Genomic DNA, 12,449 nt, shown 5'->3' on the forward strand with positions numbered 1-12,449 from the left:
AAAAACCCTAATCAACAAGTTGCAGCTCCGAAATTTCGGGCCAACTTTTTTGCAGCCAATTAAGCGAGTAAGTAATGTTTTCATTATTTGGGTCTAAACGCATTGCTTCATGGAATATTTTTAATGCATTGGTTTTATCATTTAATAATGCATAATTCCATGCTAGACCATGTAAAACATTTACTGAACCTAAATGCTTTTCTTGCACCCGTTTGTAACAATGGATGGCAGCTTGATGATAACCATGCCATTCACAAACGTATGCAAGAGCAAACAAGGATTCTTCAGAATCCAAAAGTGAAATGCTCGTTGTCCATGACGCCCAGGCTTCATCTTGGTTCCCATCTTGCCACTGGCAGCACCCTAAAAAAAAGAATGCTTCTCCATCATCAGGAACTTGTTTAATATAGGATAAGAAATATTGTTTTGCTATATGAAATACTTCATTAAAAAAGTAACAGATACCTAAATTATACACGACATCTTGAGATGAAGTAAGGTCATTTGCTTTCTCAAATGATACGATGGCATCATCTAGACGTTCTTCCCTCGTTAGTACGCAACCTAATCCTACATGTGCAAAATGCTTAAGGGAAGGGTAAATACTCACTTGTATTATATATAAAAATGATTCTTTTGCTTCTTCTAGTTGCTCTGAAAATAAGTATGCAAACCCTAAATAAAGCCGTCGCAACTCATCATTAGGTCCATTTCCTGACTCTTGTTTTAACGTACGGGCAGCTTGCTCAAACATCTCCAGTTCATAAAACGTTGTTCCTTTTGAAGTATAAGAAAAGGACGGTTCTCTTCCCTTTTTCGGATCTTTTAACTCATTTATCTTTTCATCAAGTTCTGTCCATTTATCTAAAAGCGTTCCTGCTGTTTCTTCTAAATATTTTAATTGATCTTCTTGTTCTGCTTCAGACATTAATGTCCATTTTTTTTCTATATTTTCATATATAGCATTCCAGGATGTAATCCAATCGTTCAAAAAAAACCCTCCTCTCGATGGTTATACTTAAAGTGTTTATCGAAGAGGAGGGGAATATTCGAATTATAAGACGGTAGAAGCTGGCTCCTTGTCTAACATTTGAACAATTTGATTGTTCTCATTCATGATTGCTACTTTTGGCTCGTGGTCCCTTACTTTCTCTTCTGCCACTTGTGCATAAGAAATGACTATAATAACATCTCCTTCATGAACAAGTCTTGCTGCAGCACCATTTAAACAAAACACATTGCTACCTCGTGGACCTTTGATCACATACGTTTCAAATCTCTGCCCATTGTTATTATTTACTATTTGCACTTTTTCATTTTCTAAAATATCAACTGCATCCATGATGTCTTCATCAATCGTAATACTGCCTACATAATTTAAGTTTGATTCCGTTACACGTGCACGGTGAATTTTTGACTTCATCATCGTACGATACATTTACTTATCCCCCTGTATATCTACTATATAATTATCAATTAACCGAGCATTTTCATAAAAGTAAGCAACTGCAAGGATTACTTTGCCACTAAGTTGTTCCGATTGTTCTAGGCTTGGGTAACGAAGGACATCTACATAATCAATCCTGCCCGATCCTGATTCAAGACGATTCTCTAGTTCAGCTCGAATAACAGAACGACTTGTTTCACCAGCGCGGACCAACTTGGCTCCTTCCCTTAGAGCTTCATAAAGAAACGGCGCTTCAGCTCTTTCCTCTTTCGTTAAATAAACATTTCGAGAACTCTTTGCTAAACCGTCCTCTTCACGAACCGTTGGACATCCATGGATGTTTACAGGTACATTAAATGCTTCAACCATGTTCATAATAATAGCTAGTTGCTGCGCATCCTTTTGCCCAAAATAAGCCTCGTTCGGTTGTACAATTTGAAGAAGCTTCATAACAACCGTTGCGACACCATCAAAATGACCAGGTCGACTCGTGCCACAAAGGACATCTACACCACTTGTAACATGAATGGACATCGGCATATTTGTAGGGTACATTTCGTGTACAGAAGGATAAAAAATAACATCTATCCCAGCTTTTTGGGCGATTTGTTCATCCCTTTGAAAATCCCTTGGATACCGATCCAAATCTTCATTTGGTCCAAACTGAAGTGGATTTACAAAAATACTTAAAATAACAAAATCATGGTCTTTTCTTGCTGCTTCAATTAAACTTTCATGACCTTCATGTAAGTAACCCATTGTTGGAACAAATCCGATTGATAAACCAGCTTGTTTTGCAGCTATCACTTCATTTCGTACAGCTTCAATTGTCTCAACTACTTTCACTTGCTCACGCCTCCGTACAAACCTGACAGCGCCTCTTCACTCATTGTGAAGGAGTGTTCTTTAGCAGGAAATTTCTGTTCTTTTACTTCTTGCACATATGACTTTAATACCTGCTCAATTATCAGTGAAATATTCGCATAGTTCTTAACAAACTTAGGTACATGGACATCCCCATACCCAAGAATATCATGGTATACAAGAACTTGCCCGTCTGTATCAACACCGGCGCCGATCCCAATAATTGGAATATTACACTTTTCCGACAACATCGCACCTACTTGCTCCGGGACACATTCAACAACAATAGCAAACGCACCAGCCTCTTCTAACGCTTTAGCATCTGCTAAGAGCTTTCTTGCTGATTCAGGGTCTTTCCCTTGCACTCGATATCCACCTAATACACCTACCGATTGGGGTGTCAATCCTAAATGACCCATTACAGGAACGCCTGCTTCTGTCAGTTTCTCAACTGTTTCAATGACTCTCCCTGCACCCTCAAGTTTTACGGCATTCGCACCGCCTTCTTGAAGTAACCGTTTCGCATAGGCAAATGTATCTTGTAAACTAGCATGATATGTCAAAAATGGCATATCTGTAACGATGAATGTATTTTGAGCTCCTCGTCTTGCTGCCTTCGTGTGAAGGACCATGTCGTCAATTGTTACTGGCACAGTTGAATCATAGCCAAGAACGACCATTCCAAGCGAATCGCCAACAAGGATCATATCCATTCCTGATTGTTCTACAAGACGTGCAGCAGGTGCATCATAGGCAGTCATCATTGTAATTTTTTCTTTCATTTGTTTCATCTTCATTAAACTAGCTGTTGTTTTCATATTGTTTTCCTCCTTTTTTACGAGGAGGGCTTCATGACGTCAAATAAAAAAGGACTGATCCTCCAATCAAATACACAGTCATGTGTCAATCGACAGGAGGGCAGACCCTTTTTTCACGCATTCTAAAACAATTTGCATGACACAAACTGTTTGCTGACGTTATGTTATGAACCCCTCTGTCCTAGTCCTTATGGATCAAGGCAGACCCGCTATCATTGTACTTTATCGGTGCAGTTCCTATTGGATACCGCCCATTCCCCAAAAGTATAACAGATTTCTATTCATGTTGGGAAGCAATTTCAATATCAGCTGAATAAATCTTATGTTCTTGACCTTGTTCATCTTCTAGAAGAAGAACTCCGTCATTCGTTATTCCTTTTGCGTAACCGTAAATAACCTCACGCATCGTTCGCGCATAAATATAGGTTCCTACACTGATTGAATAAACTTCCCACAGCGACCTTATTGTTGTAAATCCCTCTTTCAGATACAAATCATAAAGTTGCTCAAATTCATTTAAAACCGTTGAAATAACTTGAGCCCGCTCGACTGTTTCACCTTTCTCAATCGCTAATGATGTCGCAAGGTCTCGTATCAATGGATCGAAGTCATCTGGCCGTTGATTAACATTCATGCCAATGCCAATGATGACCGAATGTACCCGATCAGGGTCTGCTTGCATTTCCGTTAATATCCCAATGAGCTTTTTTCCTTTAAAAAGAATATCATTAGGCCACTTTATATCACACTGAATCCCCGTTATGTTTTTAATCGCTCGAACAACGGCAACAGCCGTAAGCAAAGTAAGCTGTGGCGTTTTTTGCGGAGGTAACTCCGGCCGCAGAATTATACTCATAGATACACTCGTACCTTTTCTCGAATGCCAATCACGACCAAGTCTCCCTTTTCCAGCTGTTTGTTCATTAGCAATAACGACATGACCTTCCCTTGCACCTTCTTGAGCTAATTTATGAGCAGTATATTGAGTTGAGTTTGTCACATCAAAATAGGTTAATTCTTGTCCTAATCGTGTTGTAGATAACCCCACTTTAATTTCATGAGGATGGATTCCATCGCCTTTACTGACTAATCGATATCCTTTTCTTGGAGCTGATTCAAGTTGATAACCGTTCTTTCTCAATTCATCAATATGTTTCCATATCGCCGTTCGTGAACAGCCTAATTGCTTACTAATCATTTCTCCAGAAACAAACTCTCCTGAATGCTCGGCAAATATTTTGAGAAGTTTTTCCTTCAAAGATCATCCCTCCTCTCGAGTAAAGTGTTCAATAGATCTTCCTTGTTATTACGACATTGACCAGTAACAACGAGCTGTTCTGCTAACGTAAGAGCTTCCTTCACCCAAGGTCCTTGTGGCTTTTCAAATGAATGGATGACATCTATTCCAGATATCGCAAGCTCCGATTTATGGTGTATCGGTAGTGCTTCCCACATTACTTGCAATTGATCAATAGACTGACTTTCTTTGTTTCCTAAAAGTCGTAACGTTTCAACATCACTTGCTACTTGTATTGAAGCATAGTAAAGATCAAGCCGACTCCATTGCTGATGGTTTCGTTGTTCATAATAGGTTAGACGTTCACGGATCTTTTTTGATTGTTCGTTTGACAATGCAAGGTTTTTCAAAAATGGTTCATCAACAACCTTATCTAAACAAAGACAGAATGCCGTTAAACAAAGTGTGTCTGATGTATGTGTTAACAACCGAAAACGCGCTAATTGCTCAAATGCATGTTCTGTCAGCATTAATCCTGGAATTGATTTGAACAACTGTGTCGTTGTTATCATATGTAGAGCTTGATTACGGTGTTGTCCTTTTAATAACTTGGTCCATTCCTTCATGACCCGTTCAATAGCAACCTTTTTCAACAGCTCATGTTGTGCCGTAATGACAGACATTAGTTCATGATCTACATCAAACCCTAGTTCACTTACAAAACGAAAGACACGCAGCATTCTTAGTGGGTCTTCGGTCATGCGATGATACGGTTCACTTGACCTTAGAACATTATGTAATAAATCTTCCTGTCCACTGACGAAATCAATCAGTTTACCTTCATGGTCCATAACCAAGCTATTTATCGTAAGGTCTCGGCACTTTACATCATCGACTAATTTCTTTCCTCTAATCGTGGTCACTTCAAATTGTTCGTCTCTATATTTGACGATCACTGTTTCGTGTAGGTTGTTCATCCTATATGTTTTCAAAAAAAACTTAGACACCTCATCAGGAGTGGCAGTCGTAACAATATCAATATCAGCTATTTCACGCTCTAATAGTAAATCACGGACCGCACCTCCGACAATAAAGGAATCAAACCCTTTACCTTTTAATATATGTAGAACTTCTCGTGCTTTCTTCCATTCACTTGCCAAAGCGAATTCCTCATTTCCGAATTACTCATTTAGCAATATTTGTTGATAAAGCTTCTCATACCTGCAGACAATGATTTGAGAATGAAAAATATTTTTCACTCTTTCTATCCCACGAAGAGAGAATGCTTCATAGCTTGCAGAATCTTGTAAAAGCGAAATAGCTTTATCAGCTACACAATCTGTATCACCAATCTCACAAAGATATCCTGTTTCACCATCTACTACTACTTCCGGGATTCCTCCTGTTCTTGTCCCTATAACAGGGACGCCACAAGCCATTGCTTCTAATGCAACAAGCCCAAAACTCTCCTTCTCACTTAACAGCAGCATAAGGTCACTCATCGAAAGAAGCTCGGCAATATGTTTTTGATTACCTAAAAACAACACTTTCTCTTCTATTTGTAATTGTTTTGCTAACTGTCTAGCAACAGCAAGTTCAGGACCGTTGCCTATTAACAACAGCTTTGATTTTACTTTAGCAGATATTTTTGCAAAACTATTGATCACATCAGACACTCGTTTAACTGGACGAAAATTAGATATATGAATTAAGATCTTTTCATCCTCTTGCAGTCGGTAATGCTCCTTTAAGCCAGTAACCTCTCGTTTCATATAGACACGTTCATCGATAAAATTATAAACGGTTTCAATCGGTTTATCCGTTGAAACAAGTTCACGGGTCTGCTGAACTAAATCATCAGAAACTGCTGTAACTAGATCTGATTTTTCAATCCCAAACTTTATAATGTCTTTTAAAGATGGATCGTACCCAAGAACAGTTATATCGGTGCCATGTAGTGTTGTCATTATCTTCACATCATGGTCAACCATTTGCTTTGCTAATATCGCACAGATCGCATGCGGTACTGCATAATGGACGTGGATAATATCTAGTTTTTGTCGTTTTACCACTTCAGCCATTTTGCTAGCAAGTGTTAAATCATAGGGTGGATATTGGAAAACAGAGTATTGATTCACTTCGACTTCATGATAGTAAATGTTAGGATAAACACGATCTAAGCGAAATGGAACACTAGAAGTAACGAAATGAACTTCATGACCTCGTTCTGCGAGTAGTTTTCCAAGTTCAGTTGCAATAACCCCAGAACCACCAACCGTTGGGTAACAACTGATTCCTATTTTAAGACTCATAAACGCCGTTCCTTTCCTTCAAGTAAATTCGTTAAGACTATTGGTTTAGTTGTTTTAAACCCTTCTGCATAAGTTACCCCAGCTTCTTTTCCGAATAAACGGTCTCTTGCTTCAACAACAGGTATATATCCGTTCGTTAGCGGGGTTTCTACAGAATCTGACGTTTTGATAAATTGACTTTTATATGCTTGTAACGCTTGCATTTTTGTCTCAAAAAAATGAGAGACATCTACGACAAAATCAGGATGCTCATATCCATTAATAAAATAAAAATACACATCATCAGGACGAAAGGCTTCTAATTTTTGTTTACACTTATATCGCTTTATTCCCGCATTAAAGACAGCTTCTTTTACAATTTCCGTACAGGCACCATGGTCTGGATGGCGATCCACATGATAAGGGGTAAACACAATCGACGGCCTAAACTTACGAATGACAGAAACAATATCGGACAGCTGGCCTTCTGTAACGTTTTTCAAACCTCGATCGCTAAGAGTAAGTTGTATGCGGCTAGTAAGGTTTAAGATGTTTCCTGCAGCCTTTGCCTCTTCTTGCCTTTGTTCAACCGTCCCATTAGATGAATACTCGGCCTTTGTTAAATCACAAATGCCCACACGATAGCCCTCGCTTGCATATTTAGCTAAAGTTGCACCCATCCCGATTTCAACATCATCGGGATGGGCACCAAAGGCAAGAATATCTAACCTATCCATTATATTCATCCTTATCCGCTTCACGCCAAGCAAAGTCGCCACGGTCTAATCCTTTAATAAGAACTTCAGCTGTACCTAGATTGGTTGCAAGCGGAACATTTCGAACATCACATAAGCGAATTAATGCCGTTACATCTGGCTCATGAGGCTGTGCTGTTAATGGATCGCGGAAAAACAAAATCAAATCAAACTTATTCTCTGCAACAAGTGCACCTATTTGCTGGTCTCCTCCAAGAGGGCCCGATTTAAACCGTGTGACAGACAATTCAGTTGCTTCCATAATACGAGTCCCCGTCGTACCTGTTCCAAACAATTCATGTTTAGTTAAAATATGCTCATATGCTGTTGCAAATTGAACCATGTCTTCTTTTTTCTTGTCGTGGGCTATAAGTGCGATTCTCATCCGTATTTCTCCCCTTTTACGTAATTAGATTGTTATTCAATAATGTGTTCTAAACCATAGACTAACGTATCAATTCGAAGGACAGCATCAACAGCTAATTTTACTCCAGGCATAAATGATGCACGGTCAATGGAGTCATGACGAATCGTTAACGTTTGACCGACACCTCCAAAGATCACTTCTTGATGAGCGACAAGCCCAGGCAAACGGACACTATGAATTCTCATTCCCTCAAAATCTGCCCCGCGAGCACCAGCCAATTCTTCTGTTTCACTTGGATGACCTTGAGCTTTGTGCTCTCTAGCTTCTGAAATAAGTTGAGCTGTTTTTACAGCAGTTCCTGAAGGAGCATCTAATTTACGATCATGATGACGTTCTATGATTTCTACATCTGGCAAATATTTTGCTGCCATTTGTGAAAACTTCATCATTAAAATCGCGCCAATTGCAAAATTAGGTGCAATGATAGCACCGATTCCCTTTTCTTCAGCAGTCATTCTAAGCTCAGTTATGTCCTCTTCTGTAAAACCTGTTGTTCCCACTACAGGACGGATACCATTTTCAAAAGCAATTTGCATATGTTTTTTCCCAAACGCAGGAGCAGTCAAATCGATGAGGACATCTATTTCATTTTCCTCAAAGCATTGTTGCATATTTGTGTACATAGGTACGTCGATCCCGTGAAACCCATCTAATTCGCTTAGCTTCATTCCATCGTGTTTAGAATCTACAGCAGCAATAAGTGTAAATTCTTCTGTATTTGAAACCATTTTTATTGCTTCTTTTCCCATGTTTCCCCGCGGCCCCGCGACGACAATCTTAACTTTACTCACTTGAAACACCTTCTTCTTCTATTCTTGTCCAACGATCTTTATCACGTGATTCGAACTTATTCATCACGAGATCAAAAGCTTCTTCTAAATCAATATGTAATGAATTAGCAAAACAGATTAAGACGAACAGAATATCGCCCATTTCTTGTTCCATAGTTCGGTCTTCTTCCGTTGTCTTTTTCGGTTTTTCTCCGTAGTAATGGTTCACTTCTCTTGCTAATTCCCCTACTTCTTCACTCATTCTAGCTAGCATTGCTAAAGGACTAAAGTACCCTTCTTTAAATTGCCCTATGTACTGATCAACTTCGTCTTGCATTTGCTTCATCGACTTTTCATTCAACTAGACTTCACCTCACATCCTATCAATCCATGTTAGCGAATTGTTCCCATTTTGACAAATAAAAAAACAACGATTTGCCGATTAATGCCAATTTTTATATAATAATCGTATTGTCCAGACGACTGTCTTCAACAAAATGTCGATTATGTAAAACAGTAAGCTCTTAATTGGACACACTAGATAGAAGAAGATCTTACTCCAACAATTGTATTTTATCATAAGGAGGACAAAATGGCTTATAAGGTTCATATCAAAAATATACTTTTTATTTTATTAGGTTCAGCTATCCTTTCTTTTGGACTCGTTTATTTTAATATGGAAAACAATTTAGCTGATGGTGGATTTACCGGGATCACACTAATCCTCTATTTTATGTTTCTCATTAATCCAGCCATATCAAACCTTGTACTGAACATCCCTCTCTTTTTCATCGGTTGGAAAATCCTAGGAAAGGCAACCTTCGTTTATACGATTATCGGGACAGTTGGTGTTTCAATCTTTCTTGAAATCTTCCAACGTTACACTTTGATCAACATCCCATTACATGATGATATGACACTTGCCGCTTTATTTGCCGGTGTATTTATCGGCGTTGGCCTTGGTATTGTTTTTAAGTACGGAGGTACGACGGGTGGAGTTGATATTATTGCAAAATTAGGATTTAAATATGTAGGCTGGAGCATGGGAAAAACCATGTTTCTGTTTGACGCACTCGTTATCGCTACGTCTTTGATTTATTTAAATTATCGTGAAGCCATGTATACGCTGTTAGCTGTTTTCATTGCAGCAAAAGTGATTGATTTCATCCAACAGGGTGCTTATTCTGCAAAAGCTTCCCATATAATATCTGACAAGGTTCCTGACATCGCTCAAGCGATTTTAAACGAGATGGACCGTGGGGCAACGATCCTGAAAGGGAAAGGAAGTTTCACAGGAACAGACAAAGAGATTCTCTATTGTGTTGTTGGCAGGAACGAGTTAATTCGCTTGAAAACCTTAGTCGAACGAATTGACCCACATGCATTTGTTACAGTAAATGATGTTCAAGACGTCATTGGAGAAGGGTTTACACTTGATGAAAATAAGAAACCATTACATCTATAGAAAAAGCTTGGAGCATATGCTCCAAGCTTTCTAATCATCATTATTCATTCCAATGTACATTAAGATGAATCGAACAAGTTCAAGTAATGCTACTAGAGCTCCGGCAACATATGTTAATGCTGCAGCATTTAATACTTTTCGTGTATCACGCTCTTCGTCATTACGAATCACTCCGGTTGAGACAATTTGTTCCATAGCGCGGCTTGAAGCATTGAATTCAACTGGCAATGTAACTAATTGGAATAACACAGCCGCAGCCATTGCAAAGATACCTAGCAGAATAAAGTTAGAAGCACCTAGCAAGATCCCTGCTAAAATTAAAAAGAACGATGCATTTGAACCAAAACTAGCTACAGGAACGAGGGCGTGACGAAAACGTAAAAACGCATAGTTTTCTGCATCTTGAATTGCGTGTCCGACTTCGTGAGCCGCTACTGCCGCACCTGCAACAGATGTTCCAAAGTAGTTATCAGTAGATAAGCGTACTACTTTTGAACGAGGATCGTAATGATCTGTTAACATCCCTTTTGTTTCTTCTACACGAACGTCATACAAACCGTTATCATCCAAAATTTTTCTTGCGACTTGCGCTCCTGTCATTCCAGAAGAAGCATGAACTTGTGAGTACTTTTTGTACGCACCCTTCACTCTCATCTGTGCCCAAATTGGGATAATGAGAAGAAGAATAAAATAAACGATAAAACCCATCGAATGTACCACCTCTGTTGTAAGATCTTATCTAATATTTTAAATTGAACATCAAACAAAGTCAAACAAAAACCCTATCCTTACAGTGTTTTCAAGCAGTTCTCACAATTTTGTCACAACCTTATTCTTTCACACGAACTTTTTGTTTCTCTGCTTTGTATTTTTTATAACCTACATATGATAGAGACATTGTAATCATCCCACCAATTGTAAACATTACCCACCATAGGGACGGATCTGCACTATCTTCCTTTACTCGGTTATAAAGATTCGTCCACTCCGCTTCCATCACTTCAATATGAGAGAACACCTTATCTTTATCTAGACTTTCAGATCTCATACGTTCAAGAAAAGTTACTTGAGAATCAATTTTTTGCAACTCTTGCGGTTCAATATTTATAAATAAAGCAGGCCGAATCATTTCGTAATGACGTAAAAATTCGTTAAAGCGGTGTTGATACGCTTGGTTATCTCCTTCTTTAGCTGATTCTTTCATAGTAGCTAACGAATGCAAAACTGGCTTTTCGGTGTGCAACCATAGTGGATGGTGCTCACTTGACAAGGCATCAACAGCTAGACGAAAGGCTGTCACTTTATAGATTCGTTGATCTATGGACATATCTGTAGCTGTGACAGCTTCAACTGCCCCCTCAAACGAGGCTGTAACTGTTCGTAACGAAGTCATCGTTATTCCTTCCTGTTGAAAATCAACGTCTAAGAAAGTGATTGAAAAATAATCCAACAATTGCTTAGCTTCTTCAAATTGTTCTCGTTTAACTAACTGAAGGATTTGGTCTGATGTGTGATTTAACTCTTTCCATGTATGTAGCGATGTCGATTCATCTGCTTCAATACTCATCGGAAAACTTAAAACGAGTGCGGCAACCATTGCCATGATTACTTGACGCATGTTTGTCCCTCCTTCTTCTCTTAACATCCTATGAAAGAATGGACAAGAGTAGACCAAGAAAGAGAGACAAACCCTCATTGAATTTCTAATTTTAATCGATTTCTTCTGACACTTAGTAAGTAAACGATCGCAATTGAAAAGATACTTAACCAAAAGGTGAAGTACCCAATCAAGTCGATGTCAGGCATGAGTCGCGCTGACACCCATGGGTGCATCATAAAGACATAATCGATGATATCATTATGCAGTGTCCAAACGGCTGCGAAAACAAGGTGAAGTGGCTTTATCCTAAAATAAGGAGCATATAATACAGCTTGCAACGCCATCCCCGCATGAGAAAAAATTAACATATAATTTTTCCAATCAAGCGTATCCCCTGCCCATCCTGCAGCCACATTCATAACAACCGCCCAAATGCCATATTTAATAAGTGTTACTGCAGCTAATGCTTCAATAATCGGCCAATTCCTTCGCATTAAAAACGCCACTAAAACAAAAATAAAAAATAAACTTGCCGTTGGACTATCAGGAACAAACAACAAAAAGTGGGATGGCGTCATTGCTAGTTGACCCTGATACCATATATAACCGTAAATTGTTCCAGGAACATTGATAAGTAACAACAATATGATCACCCATTTTTGACCAAACCGTTCAACAAATTGTTTTCCCATAGCGTTCATACCCTTTTATGTATTTTAAGAAAAGAAAAGCTGACTGTAGCAGGAAGCCACTGAAAAAGGAAAAATCACCTTTT

General features: G+C 38.8%; 15 protein-coding genes. 1 reads left to right on the plus strand and 14 read right to left on the minus strand.

Annotated features, from left to right (window positions below; all coding sequences use genetic code 11):
* Window positions 1-7: 7 nt before the first annotated feature.
* The 11 genes from AC1FXP_RS02390 to AC1FXP_RS02440 all read right to left on the minus strand — a co-directional run bounded on the left by AC1FXP_RS02390 (window position 8) and on the right by AC1FXP_RS02440 (window position 8,955).
* A complete protein-coding gene (locus AC1FXP_RS02390) occupies window positions 8-991 on the minus strand; it encodes a tetratricopeptide repeat protein (RefSeq protein ID WP_480058439.1) in 984 nt (327 codons plus the stop codon).
* Between the two features lie 63 nt (window positions 992-1,054).
* A complete protein-coding gene (gene panD / locus AC1FXP_RS02395; protein WP_250094874.1) occupies window positions 1,055-1,438 on the minus strand; it encodes an aspartate 1-decarboxylase in 384 nt (127 codons plus the stop codon).
* On the minus strand, window positions 1,439-2,293 hold the full coding sequence (panC, locus tag AC1FXP_RS02400) for a pantoate--beta-alanine ligase (RefSeq protein ID WP_480058440.1): 855 nt from the start codon (window positions 2,291-2,293) through the stop codon (window positions 1,439-1,441).
* Window positions 2,290-3,129: a 3-methyl-2-oxobutanoate hydroxymethyltransferase gene (gene panB / locus AC1FXP_RS02405; RefSeq protein ID WP_480058442.1), complete on the minus strand. Its 840-nt coding sequence runs from the start codon at window positions 3,127-3,129 to the stop codon at window positions 2,290-2,292. Before panB ends, panC begins: the two co-directional genes overlap by 4 nt.
* Before the next feature lie 277 nt (window positions 3,130-3,406).
* The gene (locus AC1FXP_RS02410) at window positions 3,407-4,387 is read right to left on the minus strand and encodes a biotin--[acetyl-CoA-carboxylase] ligase (protein WP_480058444.1); all 981 of its coding nucleotides are present in this window, start codon (window positions 4,385-4,387) and stop codon (window positions 3,407-3,409) included.
* On the minus strand, window positions 4,384-5,526 hold the full coding sequence (locus AC1FXP_RS02415) for a CCA tRNA nucleotidyltransferase (protein ID WP_480058445.1): 1,143 nt from the start codon (window positions 5,524-5,526) through the stop codon (window positions 4,384-4,386). Before AC1FXP_RS02415 ends, AC1FXP_RS02410 begins: the two co-directional genes overlap by 4 nt.
* A 21-nt stretch (window positions 5,527-5,547) precedes the next feature.
* Window positions 5,548-6,678, minus strand: coding sequence for an N-acetyl-alpha-D-glucosaminyl L-malate synthase BshA (gene bshA / locus AC1FXP_RS02420; RefSeq protein WP_480058446.1), 1,131 nt, complete (start codon window positions 6,676-6,678; stop codon window positions 5,548-5,550).
* Entirely contained in the window at window positions 6,675-7,394 is a 720-nt protein-coding gene (gene bshB1 / locus AC1FXP_RS02425) for a bacillithiol biosynthesis deacetylase BshB1 (RefSeq protein ID WP_480058448.1), read from the minus strand. The genes bshA and bshB1 overlap by 4 nt, the downstream gene beginning before the upstream one ends.
* Window positions 7,387-7,797: a methylglyoxal synthase gene (locus AC1FXP_RS02430; RefSeq protein ID WP_480058450.1), complete on the minus strand. Its 411-nt coding sequence runs from the start codon at window positions 7,795-7,797 to the stop codon at window positions 7,387-7,389. Before AC1FXP_RS02430 ends, bshB1 begins: the two co-directional genes overlap by 8 nt.
* 32 nt (window positions 7,798-7,829) lie before the next feature.
* Window positions 7,830-8,630 carry a 4-hydroxy-tetrahydrodipicolinate reductase gene (gene dapB / locus AC1FXP_RS02435; RefSeq protein ID WP_480058452.1) on the minus strand — a complete coding sequence of 267 codons (801 nt, stop codon included), beginning with the start codon at window positions 8,628-8,630 and terminating at the stop codon, window positions 7,830-7,832.
* Window positions 8,623-8,955 (minus strand): nucleotide pyrophosphohydrolase, encoded by a 333-nt coding sequence (locus AC1FXP_RS02440; protein ID WP_420842474.1) that lies wholly within the window; start codon window positions 8,953-8,955, stop codon window positions 8,623-8,625. The genes dapB and AC1FXP_RS02440 overlap by 8 nt, the downstream gene beginning before the upstream one ends.
* Window positions 8,956-9,201: 246 nt before the next feature.
* Here AC1FXP_RS02440 and AC1FXP_RS02445 point away from each other — a divergent pair, with 246 nt between their 5' ends.
* A complete protein-coding gene (locus tag AC1FXP_RS02445) occupies window positions 9,202-10,074 on the plus strand; it encodes a YitT family protein (RefSeq protein WP_480058454.1) in 873 nt (290 codons plus the stop codon).
* Between the two features lie 30 nt (window positions 10,075-10,104).
* Here AC1FXP_RS02445 and AC1FXP_RS02450 read toward each other — a convergent pair whose 3' ends face one another.
* The 3 genes from AC1FXP_RS02450 to lhaT form a co-directional block, all read right to left on the minus strand.
* Window positions 10,105-10,782 carry a zinc metallopeptidase gene (locus AC1FXP_RS02450; protein WP_250094863.1) on the minus strand — a complete coding sequence of 226 codons (678 nt, stop codon included), beginning with the start codon at window positions 10,780-10,782 and terminating at the stop codon, window positions 10,105-10,107.
* Window positions 10,783-10,903: 121 nt separating this feature from the next.
* Window positions 10,904-11,692 carry a sporulation protein YpjB gene (gene ypjB / locus AC1FXP_RS02455; RefSeq protein ID WP_480058455.1) on the minus strand — a complete coding sequence of 263 codons (789 nt, stop codon included), beginning with the start codon at window positions 11,690-11,692 and terminating at the stop codon, window positions 10,904-10,906.
* A gap of 74 nt (window positions 11,693-11,766) precedes the next feature.
* The gene (gene lhaT / locus AC1FXP_RS02460; RefSeq protein WP_480058457.1) at window positions 11,767-12,366 is read right to left on the minus strand and encodes a lipoprotein heptaprenylglyceryl N-acetyltransferase LhaT; all 600 of its coding nucleotides are present in this window, start codon (window positions 12,364-12,366) and stop codon (window positions 11,767-11,769) included.
* Window positions 12,367-12,449: the final 83 nt, after the last annotated feature.

It is taken from the genome of Halalkalibacter sp. HAAS-P013 (assembly GCF_056619925.1).

Bases quoted from the DNA above. Each gene is read 5' to 3' on its own strand.
- ypjB (WP_480058455.1), bottom strand. From the start codon at position 11,692: ATGCGTCAAGTAATCATGGCAATGGTTGCCGCACTCGTTTTAAGTTTT.
- AC1FXP_RS02445 (WP_480058454.1), top strand. From the start codon at position 9,202: ATGGCTTATAAGGTTCATATCAAAAATATACTTTTTATTTTATTAGGT.
- bshB1 (WP_480058448.1), bottom strand. From the start codon at position 7,394: ATGGATAGGTTAGATATTCTTGCCTTTGGTGCCCATCCCGATGATGTT.
- AC1FXP_RS02450 (WP_250094863.1), bottom strand. From the start codon at position 10,782: ATGGGTTTTATCGTTTATTTTATTCTTCTTCTCATTATCCCAATTTGG.
- bshA (WP_480058446.1), bottom strand. From the start codon at position 6,678: ATGAGTCTTAAAATAGGAATCAGTTGTTACCCAACGGTTGGTGGTTCT.
- panD (WP_250094874.1), bottom strand. From the start codon at position 1,438: ATGTATCGTACGATGATGAAGTCAAAAATTCACCGTGCACGTGTAACG.
- AC1FXP_RS02430 (WP_480058450.1), bottom strand. From the start codon at position 7,797: ATGAGAATCGCACTTATAGCCCACGACAAGAAAAAAGAAGACATGGTT.
- AC1FXP_RS02440 (WP_420842474.1), bottom strand. From the start codon at position 8,955: ATGAAGCAAATGCAAGACGAAGTTGATCAGTACATAGGGCAATTTAAA.
- panB (WP_480058442.1), bottom strand. From the start codon at position 3,129: ATGAAAACAACAGCTAGTTTAATGAAGATGAAACAAATGAAAGAAAAA.
- lhaT (WP_480058457.1), bottom strand. From the start codon at position 12,366: ATGGGAAAACAATTTGTTGAACGGTTTGGTCAAAAATGGGTGATCATA.